The sequence below is a fragment of the uncultured Stenotrophomonas sp. genome (assembly GCF_963519925.1).
Classification (GTDB): domain Bacteria; phylum Pseudomonadota; class Gammaproteobacteria; order Xanthomonadales; family Xanthomonadaceae; genus Stenotrophomonas; species Stenotrophomonas maltophilia_AE.
Genome location: NZ_CAUQPH010000035.1, coordinates 1 through 25,668, shown reverse-complemented (window position 1 = coordinate 25,668; position 25,668 = coordinate 1). Strand labels below are relative to the sequence as shown.

23 protein-coding genes are annotated in these 25,668 nt (G+C 65.7%); 8 read left to right on the top strand and 15 right to left on the bottom strand.

All coding sequences use genetic code 11. From position 1 onward, the window contains the following. The first annotated feature begins 50 nt into the window (after window positions 1-50). Both RWO33_RS08895 and RWO33_RS08890 read left to right on the top strand, forming a co-directional pair. The gene (locus RWO33_RS08895) at window positions 51-947 is read left to right on the top strand and encodes a LysR substrate-binding domain-containing protein (RefSeq protein WP_314104401.1); all 897 of its coding nucleotides are present in this window, start codon (window positions 51-53) and stop codon (window positions 945-947) included. 207 nt (window positions 948-1,154) lie between these two features. Beyond that, window positions 1,155-1,790, top strand: coding sequence for a hypothetical protein (locus tag RWO33_RS08890; RefSeq protein ID WP_314104398.1), 636 nt, complete (start codon window positions 1,155-1,157; stop codon window positions 1,788-1,790). 189 nt (window positions 1,791-1,979) lie between these two features. Here RWO33_RS08890 and RWO33_RS08885 read toward each other — a convergent pair whose 3' ends face one another. Further along, complete coding sequence (locus RWO33_RS08885) at window positions 1,980-3,191, bottom strand: hypothetical protein (protein WP_314104396.1); 1,212 nt, start codon at window positions 3,189-3,191, stop codon at window positions 1,980-1,982. A 1,168-nt stretch (window positions 3,192-4,359) separates the two neighbouring features. Here RWO33_RS08885 and RWO33_RS08880 point away from each other — a divergent pair. Beyond that, window positions 4,360-4,683, top strand: coding sequence for a hypothetical protein (locus tag RWO33_RS08880; protein ID WP_314104393.1), 324 nt, complete (start codon window positions 4,360-4,362; stop codon window positions 4,681-4,683). A 104-nt stretch (window positions 4,684-4,787) separates the two neighbouring features. Here RWO33_RS08880 and RWO33_RS08875 read toward each other — a convergent pair whose 3' ends face one another. The 4 genes from RWO33_RS08875 to RWO33_RS08860 form a co-directional block, all read right to left on the bottom strand. Further along, window positions 4,788-5,426 (bottom strand): LysE family transporter, encoded by a 639-nt coding sequence (locus RWO33_RS08875; protein WP_314104391.1) that lies wholly within the window; start codon window positions 5,424-5,426, stop codon window positions 4,788-4,790. Window positions 5,427-5,663: 237 nt separating this feature from the next. After that, the gene (locus RWO33_RS08870) at window positions 5,664-6,050 is read right to left on the bottom strand and encodes a VOC family protein (protein ID WP_093535145.1); all 387 of its coding nucleotides are present in this window, start codon (window positions 6,048-6,050) and stop codon (window positions 5,664-5,666) included. 106 nt (window positions 6,051-6,156) lie between these two features. Further along, window positions 6,157-7,008, bottom strand: a complete 852-nt coding sequence (gene purU, locus RWO33_RS08865; protein ID WP_314104386.1) for a formyltetrahydrofolate deformylase — start codon at window positions 7,006-7,008, stop codon at window positions 6,157-6,159. A 233-nt stretch (window positions 7,009-7,241) separates the two neighbouring features. Then, a complete protein-coding gene (locus RWO33_RS08860) occupies window positions 7,242-7,505 on the bottom strand; it encodes a DUF2798 domain-containing protein (protein WP_314104384.1) in 264 nt (87 codons plus the stop codon). 137 nt (window positions 7,506-7,642) lie between these two features. Here RWO33_RS08860 and RWO33_RS08855 point away from each other — a divergent pair, with 137 nt between their 5' ends. Next, complete coding sequence (locus RWO33_RS08855; RefSeq protein ID WP_314104382.1) at window positions 7,643-8,569, top strand: LysR substrate-binding domain-containing protein; 927 nt, start codon at window positions 7,643-7,645, stop codon at window positions 8,567-8,569. Between the two features lie 43 nt (window positions 8,570-8,612). Here the strand turns inward: RWO33_RS08855 and RWO33_RS08850 are convergent, their stop codons facing one another. The 7 genes from RWO33_RS08850 to RWO33_RS08820 form a co-directional block, all read right to left on the bottom strand. Beyond that, window positions 8,613-9,722: an NADH:flavin oxidoreductase/NADH oxidase gene (locus RWO33_RS08850; RefSeq protein ID WP_314104380.1), complete on the bottom strand. Its 1,110-nt coding sequence runs from the start codon at window positions 9,720-9,722 to the stop codon at window positions 8,613-8,615. A 200-nt stretch (window positions 9,723-9,922) separates the two neighbouring features. Further along, window positions 9,923-10,744: an NAD-dependent protein deacetylase gene (locus RWO33_RS08845; RefSeq protein WP_314104378.1), complete on the bottom strand. Its 822-nt coding sequence runs from the start codon at window positions 10,742-10,744 to the stop codon at window positions 9,923-9,925. Between the two features lie 47 nt (window positions 10,745-10,791). Continuing rightward, window positions 10,792-11,205: an acyl-CoA thioesterase gene (locus tag RWO33_RS08840; RefSeq protein ID WP_068848408.1), complete on the bottom strand. Its 414-nt coding sequence runs from the start codon at window positions 11,203-11,205 to the stop codon at window positions 10,792-10,794. Between the two features lie 171 nt (window positions 11,206-11,376). Beyond that, window positions 11,377-12,396, bottom strand: coding sequence for a ribonucleotide-diphosphate reductase subunit beta (locus RWO33_RS08835; protein WP_314104374.1), 1,020 nt, complete (start codon window positions 12,394-12,396; stop codon window positions 11,377-11,379). 159 nt (window positions 12,397-12,555) lie between these two features. Then, window positions 12,556-14,967: a ribonucleoside-diphosphate reductase subunit alpha gene (locus tag RWO33_RS08830; RefSeq protein ID WP_314104371.1), complete on the bottom strand. Its 2,412-nt coding sequence runs from the start codon at window positions 14,965-14,967 to the stop codon at window positions 12,556-12,558. 611 nt (window positions 14,968-15,578) lie between these two features. Next, the gene (gene zapE, locus RWO33_RS08825; protein WP_314104369.1) at window positions 15,579-16,679 is read right to left on the bottom strand and encodes a cell division protein ZapE; all 1,101 of its coding nucleotides are present in this window, start codon (window positions 16,677-16,679) and stop codon (window positions 15,579-15,581) included. Continuing rightward, a complete protein-coding gene (locus RWO33_RS08820; protein WP_314104366.1) occupies window positions 16,676-17,350 on the bottom strand; it encodes a CocE/NonD family hydrolase in 675 nt (224 codons plus the stop codon). Before RWO33_RS08820 ends, zapE begins: the two co-directional genes overlap by 4 nt. 55 nt (window positions 17,351-17,405) lie before the next feature. Between RWO33_RS08820 and RWO33_RS08815 the strand changes: the two genes are divergently transcribed. Beyond that, a complete protein-coding gene (locus RWO33_RS08815) occupies window positions 17,406-18,263 on the top strand; it encodes an EamA/RhaT family transporter (protein ID WP_314104364.1) in 858 nt (285 codons plus the stop codon). Between the two features lie 104 nt (window positions 18,264-18,367). Here RWO33_RS08815 and RWO33_RS08810 read toward each other — a convergent pair whose 3' ends face one another. The 3 genes from RWO33_RS08810 to RWO33_RS08800 all read right to left on the bottom strand — a co-directional run bounded on the left by RWO33_RS08810 (window position 18,368) and on the right by RWO33_RS08800 (window position 21,314). Continuing rightward, window positions 18,368-19,807, bottom strand: coding sequence for an ExeM/NucH family extracellular endonuclease (locus tag RWO33_RS08810; protein WP_314104361.1), 1,440 nt, complete (start codon window positions 19,805-19,807; stop codon window positions 18,368-18,370). A 267-nt stretch (window positions 19,808-20,074) separates the two neighbouring features. After that, the gene (locus RWO33_RS08805) at window positions 20,075-20,593 is read right to left on the bottom strand and encodes a c-type cytochrome (RefSeq protein ID WP_314104358.1); all 519 of its coding nucleotides are present in this window, start codon (window positions 20,591-20,593) and stop codon (window positions 20,075-20,077) included. 115 nt (window positions 20,594-20,708) lie between these two features. Beyond that, window positions 20,709-21,314 carry a TetR/AcrR family transcriptional regulator gene (locus RWO33_RS08800; protein WP_314104355.1) on the bottom strand — a complete coding sequence of 202 codons (606 nt, stop codon included), beginning with the start codon at window positions 21,312-21,314 and terminating at the stop codon, window positions 20,709-20,711. A 102-nt stretch (window positions 21,315-21,416) separates the two neighbouring features. On the opposite strand from RWO33_RS08800, the gene RWO33_RS08795 reads away from it, so the two are divergent. From RWO33_RS08795 to RWO33_RS08785, 3 genes are all read left to right on the top strand, one after another. Next, window positions 21,417-22,580: an isovaleryl-CoA dehydrogenase gene (locus RWO33_RS08795; protein ID WP_314104352.1), complete on the top strand. Its 1,164-nt coding sequence runs from the start codon at window positions 21,417-21,419 to the stop codon at window positions 22,578-22,580. Window positions 22,581-22,590: 10 nt separating this feature from the next. Beyond that, window positions 22,591-24,201, top strand: a complete 1,611-nt coding sequence (locus RWO33_RS08790) for a carboxyl transferase domain-containing protein (protein WP_314104350.1) — start codon at window positions 22,591-22,593, stop codon at window positions 24,199-24,201. A 32-nt stretch (window positions 24,202-24,233) separates the two neighbouring features. Next, the coding region (locus RWO33_RS08785; RefSeq protein WP_314104348.1) for an acetyl-CoA carboxylase biotin carboxylase subunit at window positions 24,234-25,668 on the top strand (1,435 nt) is incomplete at its 3' end.

Genomic DNA, 25,668 nt, shown 5'->3' with positions numbered 1-25,668 from the left:
GCGGGCCGATAGCCCATATACTTGGACCACCTGTCTCGCTGGTGGAACACATGGACCTGCTGGCCTTGGCCGACTTCAACCTGGTGGCGCGGCACGGCGGGTTTGGCCGTGCCGCGCGCGCAGCGGACCGCCCGAAGGCAACACTCTCGCGCCGCGTGGGTGAGCTGGAGGCCAGCCTGGGGGTGCGGCTGTTCGAGCGTGGCTCGCACACGCTGAAGCTCACCGAGGAAGGTCGGGCGCTGTTCGAGCGCACCGAGACGCTGCTTACCGAACTGGACGAAGCGGCCGCGTCCATTGCCTCAGGTGGCGACACGCCCCGGGGGCGGCTGCGCGTGAGCGCACCGATGCTGTTCTCGCAGATGGCGCTGGGCAGGATTGCCGCCGAATTCGTGAAGCGCTACCCACAGGTCCGGCTTGATGTCACCACCGAAGACCGCGCCGTGGACATGGTGGAAGAAGGCTACGACCTGGTGATAAGGGTCAATCCGGATCAGGATGAGCGGCTGGTGGGGCGGGTGCTGATCCGGGACCGCCTGGTAGCGGTGGCGCACCCGGACCTGCCCCTGCCCGCGATGGGCGAGACGGCGCCTGCGGTGTTCCGGCCGTCCAGCGATGTCACCGGCTGGGACCTGGTGACGCCGCGTGGCGAGATACGTATCGCGGTGGATCCGGTGCTGCGCCTGGGCGCACTGACCATGGTGCGCGATGCCGTACGTGCAGGCACCGGCGCGGCGATGCTGCCCTTCTCGCTGGTTGCCGACGATCTCAGGGATGGCGCATTGGTGTCGTGGGGAAATGCGAAGGCCCCGCCCATCGAGATATGGGCGCTGTACCCGTCGCGACGGCTGCTCAGCTCAAGGGTGTCGGCGCTGCTCGACCTGCTCAAGGAATCCTTCCCGGAGGGTCAGGCGGAGGAGCTGGCCGCGTTCGCAGGCGGAGGGGGCTGACGGCCAGAGGCGGACACCAGCGCCGCTGGCCACGCCGCCCGGAACGCGCGTCCAACCAGATTGCTCGCGCGCCGCTCCAAACTGTATAAATGTACGACGATCCGGCTGACCTAGATCCAGCATCCAGGTGCACAAGGGCTATGTGCTGATCCTGATCCTTCCGTTGCTGGCGGCCACGTTCCGGATAGCCTTCAATCGGGAGAGCTGATGGAACCGTTGGAACGCCGAATCAAAGAGGCGCAGCAAAGCATCCGGGTGCTTGAGGAGATGGTTCAGGACATGGTGGCAGATGACCCGCGTGATCGCCTGTGCATCAAGGCTGCTGACTATTCGGTCGAACTAGCTTCGGGGTTAGTCTTACTTGTCGAATCTGGTCACTCAGCTGCAGCGGCGGCTCTTACCCGACCAGTCATTGAGGCATCGTTGACAAGTTTGTACTTTCTGTTTTGCTCACCACTTCAATGGGCGACCGCTATCGAGCGGGGAGACGGCTACCTACCGAAATTCTCAAGGATGCTGGCCGCCTGCTCCAAAATTCCGGAAATCGGGCCCAATCTAAGAGGCATTGATATTACGACTTTCCATCAGCTAACGCACGGCGACGCCATGCAGCTGAATCGGCGAATGACGGGCGGGCCGGCTTTTGGTATAGAAACTCAGGCTATGCAAGTGATGCTAGCGTACGTGCTTGCGATCGCCTCCGCTCAGTGCGCGGTCGTCGCAGGTGGACGCGAACATCTGCAAGAGGTTCTTCATCGCTTGCGAGCAGAGGCAATCTCACCGTTTGGGACATTGGAGTCGAACGCTCTGTCGCAGTTCTGGATGACGCGCCCTGTGCGTTGAGACGATGGCTTCCACCTTGCTCAACCAGACAGCGGGTGGGCGGCGCTCAGATCGCGGCGTCGGTCGAAAGCGGGTAAGAGTGACTGAACTGATCAGGTAAATTGATCGACTACGCTGAATGTCTGCTGCTGGCCGGACGCGGACACGCCGAGAGGGCGGCACGTGATTGATGCATCCTGGGCGATCCACTCAGTACAACTTATCTGGCGCCAAGAGCACGGCCGTCTCGGCGATACGCTGGACGTCACGCATTGGACTCGACCCGAATCGCCTCAAATAGCGAGGGTACAACGTCCATTCCTCAACGTACCTGCTGCCGCCGTGCACCAGATCATTGCGAAGTTGAAACAGGCTCTGGGCTCTGTTGATGTCAGCTTGCTCGAACCCGAGTCGCTCTAAGCCTCCGAGTATGGAGGTCTCAACAGCGCCCCTCCGCCCCAAAAGTGCGTCTAAGGCGACGAAGAAATTGACAAATGCACCCGTCCCACCTGAGTTCAATCCGAGGTTAAGAAAGTGGGCAGCTTTCTCAATTCTGGTTGCGACTTCTGTCGGAGCCACATCGAGCTGAGTGAACCATTTGCGAATCTCCAACGCTCCCAGCTGGTCGATAGTGACGTCCTCTAAAAAATTGGGGAACAGCGGCTCGGTGTCACTGCGCCACCTTACCTGCTGGGGGTTAGATGCATGTGGGAACTGCGCGCAGTACTCATGAGTGCGCACGCCCGCCTTCTGGGACGCGTGAGCAGAATTCCTTGACGCAACGGCGGATGCAACTGCCAAGAAGGCGCGCACCTTCAGAGTGCTCAAAAACTGAACTCCCGATCGCGTTCCTTTTCCATCTATCAGCAAGACCGACGAATAATCTGTCGGCGGGGAGAACGCAGCATCCGTACCCGGGCCATACACACCAGGTTCCCAGCCACTGAAAGCGAAACCCATGTTCAGTATCCGACGCCAAGCATCCGCATCGCCCACTTCAACTACATAAATTCCGTGATTCTCTACACTGAAGCTCGGCACCCTCAAACGAGGTACAAGGAACACTGTGCAGCAGCGCCCAATCTCCCTCGATAGGTTTCGCTGCATGCGCGCGAATAGCTGATCCGCACATTCGTTTAGATCGGCCTTGAGGCATTCGAACAAAGTCGAACTCTTGGCGAAGACAACGTCATCGGCATGGAATATATCTGAGTCATTACACGCCTCCTTAAGCGTATCCAGCACAACGTTGCGTGCCGTTTCTTGGTCGCACCCCTCGAAAACAGCATTGCTACCAACAAGCAGAGATGCAACGCCTCTCTGAGCCGCATGCGCACGCTCATTCCGCCACCACGCAACCGAAATTCCAGTCGGAAATACAAAACGAGGATGCACGCCCGGGAAGAACAAGTCAGAAGGCATGCCTGCTCCAGCCGGCCTCACTAAATGAATGCATTTGAGCAGATTCAGGATCTGCGCGCGTACCCGGGCTTGCATGGCGCGACTCCAAGATAGATTTAGATTGAACGATGCATCGGAAGCAACTTGAAGCCTAGCCGTGCCCTTACACCGGGGAGCGACCGCGACATAGACTACATCCTCACGCGCCTCTGCTGGCCGGCCCGTTTCCCCGGCGCAAGCACTCGTCTCCCCGCCACGCAGGCGCACTTCATAGGGTGCTCATCCTGCACCACCCGCTCCCTAGGTGACCGCATGCTTGGGAATGCTTTGGGGCTTAAGCGGCTGGGGCCGATTACATCCCGCCCCCACCACCGGAGTGCGAACTGGGTTCAAGAGTTAAATAGAGAGAGCGGCACCACGGCAGGGAAGAAATTTGGAAGGCAGGTTCTAATGCGCCCAATAGGCTACTCATCACATGCAAGGTATTTTAAGAACGCTATGGAATGGAAATTGGCAGCGCTCTTCTGGTAACAGCCACCGACCGAGGGGTGGATTCGCGTAAGGCTTTGTACACAGCCGCCAAGCGCTGATAGTGTCTGCTTTTGGCCGGAATCGGCCATCCACTTGCACCCGTTTTCCCGATGCATGGCGCTTATCAACCACCCTCCTAGAGGTAGTCACCGTCTTCTTTTCCGGTGAGTGGAGATGCGGAAGGGTATCGCCAATGCGCGACGCCGCACCACGTTCGAACATTGCGAAAGCCGACCAACGGTCGGCGCTACCAGCGTGCTGCGCACTGCGGGCTGCTTGCGACGCGCATCTGACGTTACATCGAGGGACGTGGAGAATGATTGAGAACCGTTGTGTGTCTTTAGTTCTGGGACACCCATTCCAGCAATTCCTGCCCGATGGCGGGATTTAGGCTCGTTTGCGTCACACCATTGGTCCGGTAAATCGGAGATGCAGGTATGCTGGAGAAATGCCAACTTCTCCTCATTTGAGGGGCTGTGCATGGTGTGGATTCGGGGCTTGATATCCCCTGCTGGATCAACGGAACTGCAAGGCACTGTGTCGGGAGGGTGGCGAATACAACACCCCCTGGGAAATTAGTCACGCCGTCGATCCAACGGATATCAACCTCCCGACTCCCTCGTCGCCGACGAGGGAGTACTTCCGATGGAGTACACCCATGCGCAGTTCAGAGAAGGATTCAGCCAGCGGATCCAAGCACGAAGTTGGGCTCGGCTGGTATCAGCCCAAGAGCGTTCGCATTTCGGCGGTGGAGCATCCTGCCGGCAATATCCTGCCGCCGGATGTAGCCATCCCCTACCTGTCGCTGTGCGGGGTATGGCTCGAACGATTGGGATTGAAGGCCGGCCACCGGGTGAAGGTGGAAGGTGCGCCGGGGCGTGTCACGCTCACGTTGGACGAAACGCCAGTAGAGCTGCCGTACCGGTATCGAAAGCACGCGCCGAAGAAGTCGCGGGCACGGCAGTTGAATCAGCAACAGTGAGTTCGGGTACCTGATGGCCGCTAGATCGGCATTGGAGACTCGCGATGCGGATCTTCAATGCCGAATGCCGCGCGCGGATGCCTGCGACCTGCCGCCGGCCGCCTCTACGCCATGAACACCAGTCGCAGCGCAAACCCGATCAGCAGCACGCCCATTACTCGTTCGAACCAGTGGCTGGCGCGCATGAAGCGCTGGCGTACGGCTGCCGTGGAGAGGGCTACGCTGACCAGGACGAACCATGCCGCGTTGACCAGGCACATCCACAGGCCGTAGAGCATCTGCACGGGGAGCGGTGTCTTTGCGCTGACCAGTGTGGTGAACACAGCCAGGAAGAACAGGGTCGCCTTGCGGTTGGTGGCGTTGGTCATGAAGCCGATGACGAAGGCTTGCCTGGGGGCCTGTTGCACGGCGTGGCTCGGCGCATCGGTGGTCGCCTCGCCGCCTGCGCTGGGCTTGCTGCGGAGGAACTTGATTCCGAGGTAGAAGATGTAAGCCGCGCTCAGCCACTTGGCTGCGGTCATCAGCCAGGGGGTTGTGTGCAGGAGTGCGCCTACGCCGATGAGGGTGTAGAGGACATGGACCGAGATGCCTGCGCCTATTCCCAGCGAGGTGTAGATGCCTGCTTTTCGGCCGAAGCGGACGCTTTGGCGGACGGCTACTGCGAAGTCCGGGCCTGGGGCTATGACAGCAAGTAGGTGGACTATCGCCAAGCTTAGGAATTCTGCCCAGTAGGGTGCGAACACTTTTGACTCCGTGGTGGTGCGGTGGCGCTCCATTCTCCGTGCGGTGCCGCCTGGGGGCCGGCACTACCGCACGGTTTTCTGCCGGTATCGTGAAGGCCGGCCAACGGCCGGCGCTACCGGGTCTCTTGCGACTGTGGGGGTCGCTATCAGAAGACTGCGGCGCGGTGTCCGTCGAGCATGCCTGCGGACGGCGCGGCCCAGTATCTGTGACCTGTAGTCTGGCTCAGAACCGATCGGCTAGTTCGCAGGTAGGTACTCGGAGATCTCTATCAGGTTGAGTTCGGGGTCCCGGACATACACAGATCGAATCTTGCCCAATGCACCGGTACGCTCGACAGGACCCTGTTCGATCTTCACGGAGTTGCTGCCTAGCTTCTGGATGACCTGATCCAACGGCACTGCGGCAATGAAGCAGAGATCGAGGGAGCCAGGCACGGGTAGGTGCGCCTTGGGTTCAACCTCATGCCCCTTGATGTGGAGATTGATCTTCTGGTTGCCAAACCGGAACGCCTTTCTTCCCGCCCCGAACGTTTCCAAGGTCATCCCCAAGACGTTGACGTAGAAGTGGGTAGTGGCCTCTTCTGCGGATGTGGTCAGCACGAGGTGATCCAGATGGTCGATCATGGGGGCGGTCGCAAGTGGGCGGTGGTTTTATCGTAGCCGTATGCACATTGCACATTGTGGCGCCTTGCAGCCGAAAGGCGCCCAGCAGGAGAAGCCGCCCCATCGGTTACCTGAATACAACGGTGCGGTGCCCGTTGAGGAGGATTCGGTGCTCTACGTGGCGCCGAACGGCGCGGGCCAGTACCTGCGATTCGGTGTCACTGCCGAGTCGGACGAGGTCGCGCGGGGTCATGGCGTGGTCCACCCGCGCTACGTCCTGTTCGATGATCGGGCCTTCGTCGAGATCGGAGGTTACGTAGTGGGCCGTTGCGCCGATGATCTTTACGCCGCGCGCGTGGGCCTGGTGATATGGCTGCGCGCCTTTGAAGCTGGGCAGGAAGCTGTGGTGGATGTTGATCGCGCGCCCGGCCAAGGCTTCGCACAGGCGCGGTGAGAGGATCTGCATGTAGCGCGCCAGGACCACCAGGTCGATCTGTTCGCGCTCAACCAGGTCGATGATCTGTTGTTCCTGTACGGCGCGGTTGTCGGCGTTGACCGGCAGGTGGTGGAACGGGATGCCGTAGGAGCCTGCGAGAGCACCGAAGTCTTCGTGGTTCGATGCCACCGCTGCGATATCCACCTTGAGCTGGCCACTGTGGGCGCGGAACAGCAGGTCGTTCAGGCAATGCCCCTGCTTGCTCACCAGCACGAGCAGCCGTGCACGGCGGCGGGCGTCGTGGAGCTGCCAGTCCATCTGGAAGTCAGCCGCCAGCGAGGCCATGCGGGTCTGCATTGCTTCGATGGGCTGCTCGGGGTCGCGGTCGAAATGCACGCGCAGGAAGAAGCGGCCGCTCTCGTCATCGCCGAACTGCTGCGCGTCCAGGATGTTGCAGCCCTGCTCGAACAGCAGGCCGGAGACGCGGTAGACGATGCCGGTACGGTCCGGGCATGAGAGGGTGAGGATGGAGTCGGGGCGCATGGGTCGAGTGTAGTGGAGCGGCGCGTTCCTCCGGAGGGACGATGTCAGTTGCAACCAATTATCGCGGGCATTGATGCAGGTGGAGCAGCGGACTAACAGTCCGCTCTACCGAGCGGTGTACCGGCCGATGCGCCGACCGATGTGCCGACCGATGTGCCGGCCGATGCATCGTTCGATTTGCCGCGACGCCCCACCAACGGTGGGGCGCTACCGGGGAGGGATGCCACATGTTGTCAGCGCGGCGGATGCACGGTGAGCGCAACCAGCCGCATCACCACTGGGCGCACCATCAGTACGCAGACGAAGGCGGTGGGCATGGCGAGTTGGTAGGCGCCGAGTACGCGGGCGGGGAAGTCGGCGTTGACGCCGGCGTTGGCGGCGGTGATCACCAGGCACATCAGCATGGCCATGATCGAGGCCATGAAAAAGGCGAATACGTAGGGGGTGGTGCGGGGGCTGAGCTTCCAGCGGCGCGGGAAGGTCTGTGCGTCGGTCATCGGCAGTCCTTGAAGAGCAGCCGGGGGTGGCTGCAGGGTCGGCACGATAGGCGCAGGCCCGGGGAGGCGGTAGAGCGCTTGGCCTTGGGTCTTTGTAAAGCGGATCTTTGCAATCAGGCGCCATAATTGGCGCGATCATGAACATTCTTCAGTCAATCCGCAGTTTCGTCCGTACCGCCGATGCCGGCAGCCTGGCGGCGGCGGCGCGCTCATTGGGGATCAGCCCGGCGGCGGTGGGGCAGAACATCGCGCGGCTGGAGGCGCACTTGGGGGTGCGGCTGTTCAACCGCACTACCCGCTCGCTGGCGCTGACCGAAAGCGGTGCGCGCTACCTGGAGGAGGTGCGCCATATCGAGCGCGACCTGCAACGGGCGCAGGCGGCGGTGACCGATCCCGATGCGGTGCCGCAGGGACGGTTGCGCATTGCCAGCACGTCGGCCTTCGGCCGACACGTGCTGGCGCCGATGCTGCCCGCGCTGCAGGCGCGCTACCCCGCGCTGGCGATCGAGCTGCTGTTGGCCGACCGCAGTGTGGACCATGCGCGCGAAGACGTGGATGTGAGCTTCCGGATCGAGCCGCAGCTGGTGGATGGGCTGGTGGCGCGGCCCATTGCGCAGGTGCCGTTCGTGGTGTGCGCTGCGCCTTCGTACCTGGCGCGGGTCGGTGCGCCGGACACGCCGGAGGCGCTGCGCGAGCATCGCTGCCTGGTGTTCCGTTATCCGGTGGATGGGCGGTTGCTGCCGTGGGGATTCGTGCGCGATGGGATCCGCTTCGAGGCGGAGATGCGGCCGGCACTGGTGTCGGATGACATCGATGCGATTGCGGCGATGGCGGCGGCCGGCGGTGGGATCGCTCGGTTGGCGGCGTTCGTGGCGGAACCGTGGTTGGCGCGCGGCGCGTTGCAGGTGTTGTTCGCGTCGGGCGATGGGGCGCGGACGTCGCCGGAGCCGATGCGGGTGTTTTTGTGCGTGAGTGATCGGCGGGATTTGACGCCAAAGGTGCGGGCGTTGATGCAGGTGGTGGTTGAGGGGTTGCCGGTTGCGTGGCGGGTGGATGTTGCGTGAGATCAGGCGGCGCACGACCAACGGTCGTGCGCTACCGGGTTCATCACGCGGAGGGTGCGGTGAATACGCCGCGGGCTTCGCGCGGTTCGCAGCGCAGGTACTGCGGGGCGGGGGTGATGGAGTCGCCGAGGGCGGCGGCGGCGTGCCACGGCCAGCGCGGTTCGTAGAGGATGCCGCGGGCCAGTGCGATGGCGTCGGCGTGGTTGTGGCGCAGGATCGATTCGGCCTGGGCCGGGTCGGTGATCAGGCCGACGGCGATGACCGGCATGCGCACTTTGGCGGCCTTGATCGCGGCGGCGAACGGCACCTGGTAGCCGGGCTCGAGGGCGATCTTCTGGCGTGCGTCGAGACCGCCGCTGGAGACGTGCAGGAACTGGCAGCCGCACAGGTCGAGGATCTGCGCGAGGGTGGTGCTCTGTTCGATGTCCCAGCCGCCGTCGACCCAGTCGCTGGCGGAAATGCGCACGCCCACGCTGATGCGGTCGGAGACCGCTGCGCGCACGGCGTCGAACACGCGGATCAGCAGGCGCATGCGGTTTTCGAGCGAACCGCCGTACTCGTCCTGGCGCTTGTTGCTCAGCGGCGACAGGAACTGGTGCAGCAGGTAGCCGTGCGCGGCGTGCAGTTCGATCAGGTCCAGGCCGGCGCGCTCGGCGCGCTTGGCGGCGACGGCGAAGGCCTCCACCACGGCGTCGATGCCGGCTTCATCCAGCGCTTCGGGGGTGGGGCCGTTGGCGGTGAACGGCAGCGCCGAGGGGGCTTTCACGGTCCAGCCGTTCGGGTCGGTTGGCGGCAGCGGACCGCCGCCGTCCCACGGGCGTGCCGAGGAGGCCTTGCGACCGGCATGCGCGAGCTGCACGCCCACCGGCATCGGCGACCAGCGCTTCACCGAGGCGATCACGTCGGTGAGGGCGGCTTCGGTGGCGTCGTCCCACAGGCCCAGGTCGGCGTAGCTGATGCGCCCTTCCGGCAGCACGGCGGTGGCTTCGAGGATCAGCAGGCCGGCGCCGGATTGGGCCAGCATGCCCAGGTGCTGGCGGTGCCAGTCGTTGGCCAGGCCGTCGGTGGAGGAGTACTGGCACATCGGGGCGATGACGATGCGGTTGGACAGCGTCAGCGGTCCGAAGGTTACGGGGGAGAAAAGCTGGCTCACGGGCGGGCGACTCGGGGGGATGTTGAAACCGGGGGGTTATTGCACCCGGAAGCGGGGGTGCAGGCAACCGTTTGTTTGGAACGGTGTGGGTAGACACGCATGGCGTGTCTCTACGCGGGGGTGGCGAACAGCCCGGCGGGCGTGGCGTGGGTGGCGACGATGTTGGGTGGGCGGTGAGGGCAGCCACGCAGGGCGTGGCTCTACGCGGGGGTGGTCGTGGGTAGGAGGAAGGACAGGGCTGCTGCGCAGGGTTGTTCTACCTTCAGGGTGAGGAGGTCGTCTGCGCGGGTGCGGCCGAGGTTGAGGGCGGCTACGGGTAGGCCGGCGTTGGCAGCGGCCTGGACGAAGCGGTAGCCGGAATAGACCATCAGCGAGGAGCCTACGACCAGGACGGCGTCGGCGTTGGCGAGGTGGTCGTGTACGGCAGCTACGCGCTCGCGCGGTACGTTTTCGCCGAAGAAGACGACGTCCGGTTTGAGGATGCCGCCGCACTGCGGGCAGGCCGGTACGGTGAAGGCGCTGAAGTTGACGTTTTCCAGGTCGGCGTCGCCATCCGGGGCGATGCCGGCGTCCAGAGTGTCCCAGCCGGGGTTGGCGGCCAGCAGGGTGTGCTGGAAGTCCTCACGGTCGCTGCGGGCTTCGCAACCCATGCAGCGCACCTGGTCCAGGCGGCCGTGCAGGTCGATCACGCCCACGCTGCCGGCGCGCTGGTGCAGGCAGTCCACGTTCTGCGTGAGCAGCACTTCCACCTGGCCGCGCGCTTCAAGCGCGGCGAGCGCGGCGTGGGTGGCGTTGGGCCGGGCATGCCCGAAACGCGGCCAGCCCAGCAGGCTGCGCGCCCAGTAGCGCTGGCGGGTGGCCAGTTCGCCCATGAAGTCCTGGTAGTTCACCGGCGGCGTGCGCTTCCACTGGCCGTCGGCGTCGCGGTAATCGGGAATGCCCGAGTCGGTGCTGCAGCCAGCGCCAGTCAGCACGAACAGGCGGCGGGCGCGGTCGATGAAGTCGGCCAGTGGGGTAGACATGCCAGCAAGATGGGGGCGATTGCGGGGTTCGCAATCGCCCAGCCCGTTCAGGGGCCGGCGATGTCGGCCGGGAGCGCGGGCACGGCGGTGGGCTTGTGGTTCTCGTCCAGCGCGATCATCACGAAGTGGCCGCGGGTGCACAGCTTGCGCTCGCCGGTGTGCAGGTCTTCGGCGATCAGCTCCACTTCCACCTTCATCGAGCTGCGGCCCACCTCCACGATGCGACCCACGGTTTCCACCATCTGGCCGATGCTGATCGGCAGCTTGAAGTCGACCTGGTCGGAGCGGGCGGTGACCACGGTGCGGCGCGAGTAGCGCGCGGCGGCCAGGAACGCGGCCTTGTCCATCCACGCCAATGCCTGGCCACCGAACAGGGTGCCCATGTGGTTGGTGTGGTTGGGGAACACGATTTCGGCCATGCGCACTTCGGTGGGCGGGACGACGTCGGGGGTGGCGGTCATGGGGGCGGCCGTGTGGAAGAGGGGGTCGTGGGGATGATACGGCAGCGGGGGTTGGGAGGTGGATCAGCCACGCAGGGCGTGGCTCTACGGGTGTGGAGCGTCTGGGGCGTTACGGGCATGAAAAAACCCCGGGCGGGCCGGGGTTCTTTGGGGGACGCTGTCTGATTGGAATCAGAAGTTCATGTCGAAGGACACTTCGCCCTGCACGCCCACCTGGTAGGCCGAGGGGCGGCGTTCGAAGAAGTTGGTCAGCTCCTGCACGTCCTGCAGTTCCATGAACGGCAGCGGGTTACGCACGTTGTACTTCTTTTCCATGCCGAGGCGGTGGAAGTGGTTGTCGGCGCAGTGCTGCAGGTACTGGCGCATGTCGCGGGTGGAAATGCCGGCCACGCCGCCGGACAGCACGTCTTCGGCGAACTGCACTTCGCATTCGATGGCTTCGGCCAGCATGTCGTAAACCTGCTGCTTCATTTCATCGTCGAACAGGTCCGGCTCTTCCTCGCGGATGACGTCCACGCATTCGAAGGCGAAGTCCATGTGCGCGCTTTCGTCGCGGAACACCCAGTTGGTGCCCGAGGCCAGGCCGTTGAGCAGGCCACGCGAACGGAAGTAGTACACGTAGGCGAACGCGGCGAAGAAGAACAGGCCTTCGATGCAGGCGGCGAAGCAGATCTGGTTGAGCAGGAACTGGCGGCGCTGTTCGCGGGTTTCGATGCGGGTGAGGCCCTGGATGGAGTCGATCCACTTGAAGCAGAAGTCGGCCTTCTTCTTGATGGAGTCGATGTTCTCCACCGCCGAGAACGCCTTGGCGCGTTCTTCCGGATCCGGCAGGTAGTTGTCCAGCAGGGTCAGGTAGAACTGCACGTGCAGCGCTTCTTCATACAGCTGGCGCGACAGGTACATGCGTGCTTCGGGCGCGTTCAAATGCTGGTACAGGTTCAGCACCAGGTTGTTGGACACGATCGAGTCGCCGGTGGCGAAGAACGCGACCAGGCGGTGGATCAGGTGGCGCTCGCCCGGCGACATCTTGGTGTGCAGGTCGCTGATGTCGATCTGGAAGTTGATTTCTTCCACGGTCCAGGTGTTCTTGATCGCGTTGCGATACATGTCGTAGAACTGCGGGTAGCGCATGGGGCGCAGGGTCAGTTCAAAACCGGGATCGAGCAGCATCTGCTTGCGGGTGTCGGCCATGTGTTTCTGTCCTTCGAAGGCGTGTGCCGACCAACGGTCGGCACCTACCGGGTGTTTGTTCCGGCGATTGGGCCGGTGGAGCGGCCGGGCAGAGCCCGGCGCTACGGTTGGTCGAGGCCGGCCAACGGCCGGCGCTACCGGGCGGTGGGCGCCGGCCGATTATTGGCAGGCTTCGCAGGCTTCCGGGTTTTCCAGCGAGCAGGCGATGGCTTCTTCCGGGCTGAACACCTTTTCCGGGGCAGCCGCTGCGGTGTGGCTGATGGTGGTCTTGGCGATCTTGGTGGCCGGGCGCGAACGCAGGTAGTAGGTGGTCTTGATGCCCTGCTTCCAGGCGTACATGTACATGGAGGACATCGCGCCGATGTTCGGGCTTTCCATGAACAGGTTGAGCGAGGCGGACTGGTCGATGAACGCGCCACGGTCGGCGGCCATGTCGATCAGCGAACGCATCGGCAGTTCCCACGCGGTGCGGTAGATCTGGCGCAGGCTTTCCGGGATCTGGGCGATACCCTGGATGGAGCCTTCGGCCATCTTGATGGTGTCGCGCATTTCCGGGGTCCAGTGGCCGAGCTTCTTCAGCTCGTTCACCAGGTAGCGGTTCACCTGCAGGAAGTCGCCCGACAGGGTTTCGCGCTTGAACAGGTTGGACACCTGCGGCTCGACGCACTCATAGCAGCCGGCGATCGAGGCGATGGTCGCGGTCGGGGCAATGGCGATGATCAGCGAGTTGCGCAGGCCGTGTTCCTTGATGCGGGCACGCAGGGCGTCCCAGCGCGCGCCGTCTTCCGGCACCACGTTCCAGGCGTCGAACTGCAGTTCGCCGTTGGCCGCACGGGTGTCGTTGAACGACGGGTGCTTGCCACGTTCCTGCGCCAGTTCAACCGAGGTCTCCAGGGCGTGGAAGTAGATGGTCTCGGCGATCTTCTTCGACAGCGCGCGGGCTTCGGCGCCGTCGAACGGCAGGCGCTTGCGGAAGAACACGTCCTGCAGGCCCATGCAGCCCAGGCCGACCGGGCGCCAGCGCATGTTGGCGCGGCGGGCGGTTTCGATCGGGTAGAAGTTAAGGTCGATCACGCGGTCGAGCTGGCGCACGGCCAGGCGCACGGTTTCGGCCAGCTTTTCGTAATCGAACTCGTTGTGCTCGTCGAAGTGGTTGCCCAGGTTGATCGAACCCAGGTTGCACACGGCGGTTTCATCGTTGGAGGTGACCTCCAGGATTTCGGTGCACAGGTTGGACAGGTGGATCACGTTGCCCGGACGCAGGGTCTGGTTGCTGGCGCGGTTGCACTTGTCCTTGAAGGTCATCCAGCCGTTGCCGGTCTCGGCCAGGGTACGCATCATCCGCGAGTACAGCTTGCGCGCGGAAATGGTGCGGTTGGCCTTGCCCTGGGCTTCGGCCTGCAGGTAGGCGGCCTCGAAGGCTTCACCGAACAGGTCGGTGAATTCGGGCACCACGCGCGGATCGAACAGCGACCATTCCTGGTCGGCTTCGACGCGCTTCATGAACAGGTCCGGCACCCAGTTGGCCAGGTTGAGGTTGTGCGCACGGCGCGATTCGTCGCCGGTGTTGTCACGCAGCTCGAGGAAGTCCTCGATGTCGGCGTGCCAGGTTTCCAGGTACACGCAGGCCGCGCCCTTGCGCTTGCCGCCCTGGTTCACTGCGGCGACGGACGAGTCCATGGTCTTCAGCCACGGCACGATGCCGTTGGAATGGCCGTTGGTGGACTTGATCAGCGAGCCGCGCGAACGCACGCGGGTGTAGCTGACGCCGATGCCGCCGCTGAACTTGGACAGCTGGGCGATGTCGCCGTACTTGGAGTAGATCGATTCCAGCGAATCCTGCGGCGAATCGAGCAGGAAGCACGAGGACAGCTGCTCGTGGGTAGTGCCGGAGTTGAACAGGGTCGGGCTGGACGGCAGGTAGTCCAGGTTGCCCATGCGCTTGTACAGGGCCAGGGTTTCCGGCACGTCTTCGCTCAGCGCGCTGGCGATGCGCAGGAAGAACTGCTGCGGGGTCTCGATCACCTTGCGAGTGTGCGGATGGCGCAGCAGGTAGCGGTCGTACAGGGTACGCAGGCCGAAGTAGTCGAAGTTCAGGTCGAGGCTGAGGTCGATGGCATCGTTGAGCTTGCGCGCGTTGGTCTGCACGAAGTTCAGCAGGCGGTCGTTGATCAGGCCCACTTCGTGGCCACGGCCCACCGACTGCGAGAAGGCATGGATTTCCTGCCCCGACACTTCCTTGGCGATGTAGTTGGCCAGCAGGCGCGCGGCCAGGCGGCCGTACTCGGGCTCTTCACCGATCAGCAGGGCGGCGGTGCGGATGGACAGCTCGTCCAGCTCCTGGGTGGTGGCGCCGTTGTACAGGCCGGAAATGGTGCGGGTGGCCACGCGCATCGGGTCCACCGCGTGCAGGCCTTCCGCCGAACGCTGCACCGCGCGCACGATCTTGTTCAGATCCACCAGTTCGGTCGTGCCGTTTCGCTTGGTGACGCTCATCGCCGTATTGGTCGGCGGCGAAGTCAGCAGGAATTCGCTTTCCTGTTCGGTGGCTGCGCTGGTTTCGGTGCTCACGGCGGTTTCCTCTTGGCGTGATTTGGGGTGGCACAGGGTCGCCTGCCAGGCAGGCGTGGAACCGGCGCGCTCGGGGCTCCAAGGATGGACTGACGGTGTCGCATGGGACGCGACCGGCGCGAGTGCGCTGCGGACATCCCCTTGCGTCACCGGTCATCTCCCCCCGGAGACTGGCGCTACCAGCACCGCACCCTGATCGGCATGCGGTTGTCGGCGGGCGGTAGGCCCTCGGAGACCCTCCACTTGTGGTCGAAGGGGCCGACGGCCACAAGATAGTGGGGGTATGGGGGTCCGTCAACGCCAAATCTGGTGAATCCGGGCAATCCCTTGCGGCGCAAGGACCGGTTGCGCGGGGCGTCCGACGAACGGTTCGGACCTGTCTAAAGGGGGTGCGCAGTCAAGCGCTGACGGCGACTTTCTCGTGTGATGACGGGGTGTGGAGAATGGAACGATGGCGTCACGCGGGGATAACAATTTCGCTTGGGTCTGGGGTCTGCGCAGCCACGCAGGGCGTGGCTCTACGGGTAGCTGGGCCGGTCATCCGACCACGACCGTGGCGGGGCGATCGTCCCGCAGCCGGTTGTCCGGACACGACCTTGGCGGGTGCCGGGTCACGCCCGGTGGGGCGTGCCCAGGTACTCGGCGCTCTGCATCTCGATCAGGCGCGAGGCGGTGCGTTCGAACGCGCCCTGCAGGCGGGTGCCGGTGTACAGGGCGACCGGGGCGTCGGTGGCGGTACAGACCAGGTTGACGTTGCGGTCATAGAGCTCGTCGATCAGATTGACGAAGCGGCGCGCGGCGTCTTCGTTCATGCGGTCGAAGTGCGGGATGTCGCCCAGCAGCAGGGTGGTGAACTCGCGGGCGATCTCGATGTAGTCCGAGGGGCCGCGCGGGCCTTCGCACAGGGCGGCAAAGTCGAACCAGACGATGCTCTTGCCGCGCGCGCGCACCGGAATCTTGCGCGCTTCGATTTCGATGTTGCCCGGCTTGGGCGGCTGCCCGCCGCTGAGCGCGGCCCAGCGCGACGCCAGCCAAGCGTCGCTGTGCTCGTCGCGCGGTGACTGGTACACCGGCGAGTGGGTCAGCGCCCGCATCCGGTAATCCTCGGTGCCTTCGGCATACAGCTCCACGCAGTAGGTCTGCAGCAGGCTGATGGCGGGCAGGAAGCTGTCGCGCTGCAGGCCGTTCAGGTACAGGTTCTCCACCGCCGTGTTGGACGTGGTGACCAAGGTGACGCCTTCGGCAAACATGCGCTCGAGCAGGCGCGCCAGCAGCATGGCATCGCCGATGTCGGTGACGAAGAACTCGTCCAGCACCAGCACGCGCAGTTTGGTGCGCCATTCCTGGGCGATCCGGGCCAGCGGGTCGCTCTGGCCCTGGTGCTCGCGCAGGCGCTCATGGATGCCGCGCATGAAGCGATGGAAGTGGGTGCGGTACTTCTGTTCGATCGGCAGGCCGTCGTAGAACAGGTCGACCAGGAAGGTCTTGCCGCGCCCCACCCCGCCCCAGAAGTACAGGCCCTTGACCGGCTCGGGCTTCTTCCAGAACGCCGACAGGCGGTCCAGCCAGCCGTCCTGGGCGCTGTCGACCAGGGCCAGGTGGATGCGGTCCAGCTCGGCGAGGGCGGCATGCTGGGCCGGGTCGTTCTGCCATTCGCCCCGGGCCACGCCTTCGGCGTAGCGCTGCGACGGGGTCAGTGCGGTGTCACTCATGCGCTGGCGCTGTCCGGGTGGGGCAGCCAGTGCTTGACCCCGTGGGTGAGCGCGCCGCGCAGGTCGATCAGCTTGCGGTGGAAGAAGTGGCTGGTTTCCGGCATGCGCACCAGTTCGTGCGGGGCGTCCAGGCTGTCCAGCCAGGTGTAGACGGCCTGCGGGTCGACGATCTCGTCGTCTTCGCCTTGGATGACCAGCCAGTTGGCCGGCGGCTGCACGCCGTCGAAGTCCCAGCGCCCGGCCGGCGGGGCGATCGAGACCAGCACCTGCGGCTGCAGATCGGCGGCGGCCCGCAGCGAGACGAAGGCGCCGAAGCTGAAACCGGCCAGCCACAGGGTGGCGTCGGGGCGCTGTTCGCGCACCCAGGCCACCACGGCCTTGAGGTCGTCCTGTTCGCCCACGCCATGGTCGAAGCTGCCGGCCGAGGTGCCGACGCTGCGGAAGTTGAAGCGCACGGTGGTGATGCCCAGCTCGCGCAGGGTGGTGCCGACCATGGTCACCACCTTGTTGTGCAGGCTGCCACCCTCGGTGGACAGCGGATGGCAGATGACCGCCACCACCGGCTGCGGGGCCACGTCGGCCTTGGGCAGGTCGACCACCACGTCCAGCGCGCCGACCGGGCCGGCCAGCTGCAGCGGGCCGCTTTCATTGGGGAATGGGGGATTGTGCATGGCGTCATAATACCGCTCCCCCGCGGGCTTCACCGCCGCGCCTGCCTGGAACCCCATGTTCTATCTGCTTTTCAGCGTGGTCTGCAGCGTGCTGGTGTCGGTGCTGCTGAAGCTGGCCGCGCGCCGCCAGCTGGATGTCGCCCAGATGGTCACCTGGAACTACCTGGTGGCGGCCGCGCTTACAGCCGGGGTGCTGCGCCCGCCGCTGCAGGCGCTGCAGTCCACCCATGCGCCGTGGGCGGCGCTGCTGGTGCTGGCGGTGGTGCTGCCGTCGCTGTTCCTGGTGCTGGGCCGCGCGGTGGCGGTGGCCGGGATCGTGCGTACCGATGTGGCACAGCGGTTGTCGCTGTTGCTGTCGTTGCTGGCCGCGTTCCTGTTCTTCGGGCAGACCGCCACGCCGCTGAAGCTGCTGGGGTTGGGGCTGGGGCTGGTGGCGATGCTGGGCATCAGCCTGCGCCCGCGCGGGCCGGCGGTAGCCGGTGAGGCCGGCAGCTGGCGCTGGCTGCTGGCGGTGTGGGTGGGCTTTGCGCTGGTGGACGTGCTGCTGAAGCAGGTGGCGCTGTCGGGGACGCCGTCGATGGCGGCGCTGCTGGCGTGTTTCAGCATTGCCTTCGTGCTGATGCTGGGGGTGCAGCTGTGGCGGCATGCCACCGGCCGCAGCCGGCTGGCCGCGCGCAACCTGGGCGCGGGTGCGCTGCTGGGGCTGCTCAATGGCGGCAACATTCTTTTTTATGTGCATGCCCACCAGGCACTGCCGGACAGCCCGGCCACGGTGTTTGCCGGGATGAACATCGGCGTGGTGGTGCTGGGGGCGCTGGTGGGGGTGTTCGCGTTCGGTGAGCCGACCACGCGGTGGAACCGCGTGGGGCTGGCGTTGGCGGTGGTGGCGATCGGGTTCATCGCCTGGGGGTGATGCGCGCCAGCGACGGAATGTTGGTGCGGTACGCATCCCCGTCGTAGAGCCACGCCCTGCGTGGCTGCATCGTCCGGACCGCGCCAGCCACGCAGGGCGTGGCTCTACTTGTCGAAACCGAGGATCAACGGGTCGTGGTCCGAGCTGCGCCACGGGCCGGGGACGTTGCGGTCGCGGTAACCGGCGTCGTCGGCTTCGTCGGCATTGATATGCCACTCGGCGGCGCCGCGCAGGCGCTTGGCCATGCCCGGGCTCAGCAGCGCGTGGTCGAGGCGGCCGGTCATGCCGTTGTACACGTAGCTGTAGGGGCGCTCGACCTTGGCCACGGTGAAGGCGTCGCGCCAGCCGGCGTCGTGCAGGGCGCGGATCGGGTCTTCCATGGCGTAGGCATTGAAGTCGCCGAGCAGGACCGCGTCGGTGGTGCCGGCGCCGGTCGGGTCGGTGCCCAGCCACTGGTTGAGCAGGCGCGCCGATTCCACCCGGGTGGCGTTCCAGCAGCCCTGGCCGTCCTTCTTGTCGGCATCGGCGCCGCTGGCCTCGGAGCAGCCCTTGGACTTGAAGTGATTGGCGACCACCACGAACGGGGCACCCTTGCCGGCGCGGAACGCCTGCGCCAGCGGCACGCGGCTGTGCGGGCCGAACGGGCCGGTTTCCAGCACCGCCGGCGCGCCGACCGGGGTCACCTTCGAGCTGCGGTAGATGATGCCGACCCGGATCGGATTCTCGCCCGGGCCCTTGCCGGCGTCGATGAAACGCCAGTCGCCCTGCCCGCCCGGCGCGGCATTGAGCGCGCGGACGAATTCGGAGATCGCCGACTGCGGGCCGTAGCCGTCGTTTTCCAGTTCCATCAGCGCGGCCACATCAGCGCCAAGCGCGTTGACGGTGGCCACCAGCTTGGCGGTCTGGGCCTGGTGTTCGGCCAGGGTGCGGGCGCCGCGCAGGGTCGGGTAGTCGCCGCCCTGGCCGTCGCCGTTGAAGAAGTTTTCCAGGTTGAAGGCGGCCACCTTGAGCCCGCCGGGCACCGCTGGTACCGCCGGCCGCGCCAGTGCGGGCAGCTGCAGCGGCGTGGTCACCTGCAGACGTGGGGTGCCCTTGGCATCCACGCGGACAATGCCTTCCACGTTGCGCAGGACGGTGCCGGTGCGCAGGGTGGCGCCGGCGGGAAGGTAGGCCACCGGGCCCGGGTCGCGGGCATCGCTGCCGTCATCGAGCAGCAGTCTGCGGCGCTGGTTGTCGGCGATCACCTTGGCGTGGGCGTCAGTGCCCGGGGCGGCCACTTCGCTGGGCTGCCAGAGGCGACCCTCGAAGGCGACGGTGAGTTCGCCGAAGCGGGCCAGGCCATCGGTGCCGGCCAGGCTCAGCGGCGCGGCGATGCGCACGTGCTGGCCGTCGAGCGCGCGCCAGTCGGTGGGCGCGGCGGTGAGGGTGATGGGCGCGGCGGCAGCCGGGGTCGATGCGGTCGGGCGTGCCTGCGGCTGGGCCTGGGCGAAGGCGGTGGCCGGGAGGATCAGCGACAGGGCAAGAGCAAGGGTGCGACGGCGCATCGGCGGGGAGTCCGGGAACGGGTGCACAGGGTAACCGTGAATCATGAAAGTCGGCTTTGCCGGACAGGCTGGATGCGCGGACCGGGCGCGACGGTTGGACCTGACCGGTAGAGCCGACTGTTAGTCGGCTTGGGCCCGGAGCACGGGAGGTTGCAGGGTCCGCGCGAACGGCAGCCGACTGACAGTCGGCTCTACCTGCAGCCGACTAACAGTCGGCTCTACCGGTCGGCTCTACCGGTCGCGCTGCCGGTGGGTGATGCGCGCCGGTTATTTCAGGTTGGCCAGCATCCAATCCACGGTGGCGTGGATCTGCTCTTCGGTCAGGCCGGGGTTGCCGCCCTTGGGCGGCATGATGCCGCCATCGGGGCCGGTGTAGCCCTCGATGGCGTGCTTGTACAGGGTGTCCTTGCCCTGGGCCAGGCGCGCGTCCCAGTGCGCATGGTCCAGCGTCGGTGCCTGGCCCACGCCGGTGGTATGGCAGGCGGTGCACAGGTTGTCGAAGATCACCTTGCCGTCGGTGGTGCCGCCGTAGGCCACGTTCGCCGCCGCCTTGGCCAGCGCTGCGGCCTTGGCCGCGGCCTGGTCGGCGGCACCGGTGGCGCCGGCATAGACCGCGCCGGCCGGGGCAATGCGCAGTTCGGTGCGCTTGGCGGCCTGGGGCGAGACTTCAGCAGGAATGCGGGTGTGCAGGTACGCGGCGAACAGGATCAATCCGAGCGTGATGGCCATCAACAGCGCAATGACCATGGAAAAGCGTTTCAGGAACTCGAGGTCGTAATTCCGCACTCTCTTTCACCCCTGGCTGGTAGTCGTTGGACCACGGCTTGTCGGCCGAGTATGACCAGCGTCGGCGGCGCTCTGCAAGCCGCCATCCGGTGCCGCATTGCAGCATGGGGGTGGCTCAGGCGCCGGCAGCGCGCAGGCAGAAAATGCAGATCGATTCCACCAGCGCGGTCTGGTCGCCGTGGGCGTCGCGGCTGGGCGCGGTCGGGCCGACCAGCGCTTCGGTGAAGGCACCGACGATGCAGGCTGCCGCCACCTCGGTGTCCTGGGCGGGGAAACTGCCTGCGTCGACACCGTCGTCCACGATGCGGCGGAACACGTCACCAAACAAACGACGGCAGCGGATGCGCTCGGCTTCCACCTCCGGGTCCACCGGCTCGGCGATGAAGGCATACGCCAGCCCCGGGCCGGCCAGCGCGCGGCGCACGAAGGCGGTGATGGCCCGGCGCAGGCGCTCCGGTGCCGGCAGCGGTTCGGCGGCGATGGCCTCGAAGATGCGCAGTTCGTGCTCCACCGCCGCGGTCAGCACCTCCACGAACAGTTCGGCCTTGGACGGGAAGTGCCGGTAGATCAGGCCGGTGGATACGCCGGCCTCGGCCGCCACGGCGGTCACCGGGGCGTTGCGGTAGCCGCCGGCCGCCACCAGGCGGCGGGTCGCCAGCAGGATCCGCTCGCGGGCCCCGGCCAGGCGTTCTTCCATCAGTGCGGAGCGTTTATAGGCCATTTGCTGATTCTATGTTCAATTTTTGAATTTGTGTTCACTTTTACCCCGGGGAGGACTAGGCTGGGGGCCTGATCGACCCTTCCTGCCTTGCGGAGCTGCCTCATGCACGTCCCCACCATGAACTTCGACCTCGGCGAAGAGATCGACATGCTCCGCCAGAGCGTGGCCCATTTTGCCTCGGCCGAGATCGCGCCGCTGGCGGCGCAGGCCGACGAGCAGAATGTCTTCCCGCACCCGCTGTGGCGCAAGCTCGGCGAGCAGGGCCTGCTTGGCCTGACCGTGGAAGAAGAATACGGCGGCAGCGGCATGGGCTACCTGGCCCACGTGGTGGCGATGGAAGAAATCTCGCGTGCGTCCGGCGCCATCGGCCTGTCCTACGGCGCGCATTCGAACCTGTGCGTGAACCAGCTGCGCAAGAACGGCACCGAAGAACAGAAGCAGCGCTTCCTGCCCGGCCTGTGCAGCGGCGAAAAGGTCGGCGCGCTGGCGATGAGCGAACCGGGCGCCGGTTCGGACGTGGTGTCGATGAAGCTGCGCGCCGACAAGCGCGGCGACCATTACGTGCTCAACGGCAACAAAATGTGGATCACCAACGGCCCCGACGCCGACGTGCTGGTGGTGTATGCCAAGACCGACCCGAACGGCGGCGCCAAGGGCATCACCGCGTTCCTGGTCGAAAAAGGCATGAAGGGCTTTTCCACCGCACAGAAGCTGGACAAGCTGGGCATGCGCGGCTCCAACACCTGCGAACTGGTATTCGAAGACTGCGAAGTGCCTGAAGCCAACGTGCTCGGCGCGGTGGGCGGTGGCGTGAAGGTGTTGATGTCCGGGCTGGATTACGAGCGCGTGGTGCTGTCCGGCGGCCCGCTGGGGCTGATGGCCGCCGGCATGGACGTGGTGATGCCGTACGTGCATGAGCGCAAGCAGTTCGGTGAGGCGATCGGCACCTTCCAGCTGATCCAGGCCAAGCTGGCCGACATGTATGTAGGCCTCAATGCCTGCCGCGCCTATGTATATGCGGTGGCACGCGCCTGCGACCTGGGCCGCACCACGCGCCAGGATGCGGCCGGTGCGATCCTGTATTCGGCCGAGAAGGCCACCTGGCTGACCGGCCAGGCGATCCAGATCCTGGGCGGCAACGGCTATATCAATGAATACCGGACCGGTCGCCTGTGGCGCGATGCCAAGTTGTACGAGATCGGCGCCGGCACCTCGGAAATCCGCCGCATGCTGATCGGCCGCGAGCTGTTCCAGCGCACCAAGTAAGGGCCCTGCGATGACTGTACTGAGCACCCAGCTGCAACCGGGCAGCGAGACCTTCGAAGCCAACCGCGCGGCGCTGCAGGCGGTGGTCGACGACCTGCGCGCCACCCTGGCGCAGACCGCGCTGGGGGGCAGCGAAGCGGCGCGGCAGAAGCACACCGCGCGCGGCAAGCTGCTGGTGCGCGACCGCATCGATGCCCTGCTCGATCCGGGCAGCGCGTTCCTGGAAATCGCGCCGCTGGCCGCGCACGACATGTATGGCGACAGCATCGCCAGCGCCGGCGTGGTCGCCGGGATCGGCCGTGTGTCCGGCGTGGAATGCGTGATCGTGGCCAACGACGCCACGGTCAAGGGCGGCACGTACTACCCGATGACGGTGAAGAAGCACCTGCGCGCGCAGGAAGTGGCCGAACAGAACCGCCTGCCGTGCATCTACCTGGTGGATTCGGGCGGCGCGTTCCTGCCACTGCAGGACGAGGTGTTCCCGGACCGCGATCATTTCGGCCGCATCTTCTACAACCAGGCCAATCTCTCCGCACAGGGCATTCCGCAGATCGCCTGCGTGATGGGCTCGTGCACCGCCGGCGGCGCCTACGTGCCGGCGATGAGCGATGAAACGGTGATCGTGCGCGAACAGGGCACCATCTTCCTGGGTGGCCCGCCGCTGGTGAAGGCCGCGACCGGTGAAGTGGTCAGTGCCGAGGAGCTGGGCGGTGCCGACGTGCACACGCGCATTTCCGGCGTTGCCGACCACATGGCCGACAACGACCTGCAAGCGCTGGCCCGGGTCCGCGCGATCATCGCCCAGCTCAACTGGCGCAAGCCCGAGCCGGCGCTGGCGGTGCAGGCACCGGCCGAACCGCGTTACGCCGCGGGCGAGCTGTACGGGGTGATCCCGGCCGACACGCGCAAGCCGTACGACGTGCGCGAAGTGATCATGCGGCTGGTGGACGATTCGCGCTTCGACGAGTTCAAGCCGCGCTACGGCAACACGCTGGTCACCGGCTTCGCGCACCTGCATGGCTACCCGGTCGGGATCATCGCCAACAACGGCATCCTGTTCTCGGAGTCCGCGCTCAAAGGCGCGCACTTCATCGAACTGTGCACGCAGCGTGGCATTCCGCTGGTGTTCCTGCAGAACATCACCGGCTTCATGGTCGGGCGCAAGTACGAACATGGCGGCATCGCCAAGGACGGGGCCAAGCTGGTGATGGCGGTGGCCTGCGCCAAAGTACCGAAGTTCACCGTGGTGATCGGCGGTTCGTTCGGGGCCGGCAACTACGGCATGTGCGGCCGCGCCTACTCGCCCAACTTCCTGTGGATGTGGCCGAACGCGCGCATCGGCGTGATGGGCGGCGAGCAGGCGGCCAGCGTGCTGGCCACGGTGAAGCGCGACGGCATCGAAGCCAAGGGCGGGGAGTGGTCGGCGCAGGACGAAGACAGCTTCAAGACGCCGATCCGCGACCAGTTCGAGCAGCAGGGCCACCCCTACTACGCCAGCGCACGGCTGTGGGACGACGGCGTGATCGATCCGGCCGACACCCGACGCGTGCTCGGCCTGGCGCTGTCGGCCAGCCTCAACGCCCCCGCCCGCAAGACCGACTTCGGCGTGTTCCGGATGTGATCCGGCCCATTGGCATGCGCAACGAGACTTCCATGTTCACCAAGATCCTGATCGCCAATCGCGGCGAAATCGCCTGCCGTGTCATCGCCACCTGCCAGCGCCTGGGCATCTCCACGGTGGCGGTGTATTCCGACGCCGATCGCAACGCGCGGCATGTGCGCCTGGCCGATGAAGCCGTGGCCATCGGCCCGGCCCCGGCGCGCGAAAGTTACCTGCGTGCCGACGCCATCCTGGATGCCGCGCGCCGCACCGGGGCGCAGGCGATCCACCCCGGTTACGGCTTCCTGTCGGAGAACGCAGACTTCGCCCAGGCCTGCGCCGAGGCCGGCATCGTGTTCATCGGCCCCTCCGCCGCGGCAATCCGCGCGATGGGCGACAAGAGCGCGGCCAAGGCGCTGATGCAGCAGGCCGGCGTGCCGCTGACCCCGGGTTACCACGGCGACGCGCAGGACCCGGCCTTCCTGCGCGAACAGGCTGACGGCATCGGCTACCCGGTGCTGATCAAGGCCAGCGCCGGTGGCGGTGGCAAGGGCATGCGCAAGGTGGAGGACAGCGCGGCGTTCACCGAGGCGCTGGCCAGCTGCCAGCGCGAGGCGCAGTCCGCCTTCGGCAACGCCCACGTGCTGGTGGAAAAGTACGTGGAGCGCCCGCGCCATATCGAGATCCAGGTGTTCGGCGACAGCCACGGCAACGTGGTGTACCTGTTCGAGCGCGATTGCTCGGTGCAGCGCCGCCACCAGAAGGTGCTGGAAGAAGCGCCGGCACCGGGCATGACCGCCGAGCGCCGCGCGGCGATGGGCAAGGCCGCGGTCGATGCCGCACGCGCGGTGAACTACGTGGGCGCCGGCACGGTGGAGTTCATCGCCGGGCCCGACGGCGATTTCTACTTCATGGAAATGAACACCCGACTGCAGGTGGAGCACCCGGTGACCGAGTGCATCACCGGTACCGATCTGGTGGAGTGGCAGCTGCGCGTGGCCAGTGGTGCGCCGCTGCCGCTGCAGCAGGAGCAGCTGCAGATCAACGGCCATGCGCTGGAAGCGCGGCTGTACGCCGAAGATGCCGACAAGGGCTTCCTGCCTTCTACCGGCACGCTGCGCCACCTGCGCCTGCCGGCCGGCAGCGCGCACGTGCGCGTGGATGCGGGTGTGGAACAGGGCGATGCGATCACCCCGTTCTACGACCCAATGATCGCCAAGTTGATCGTGTGGGATGTGGACCGCGATGCCGCGCTGCGCCGCATGCAGCAGGCGCTGGCCGAGTGCGAAGTGGTCGGCGTGACCACCAATGCGGCATTCCTGCGCCGGCTGGTGATGACCGATTCGTTCGCCAACGCCAAGCTGGATACGGCGTTGATCGAACGCGAGCAGGCGGCGCTGGCGCCGCGGCAGGGCGCTGCCGACCCTGCCCTGTGGGCGCTGGCCGCCGTGGCAGCGGTGTCGACCGAGCCTGCGGCCAGCGTGGACG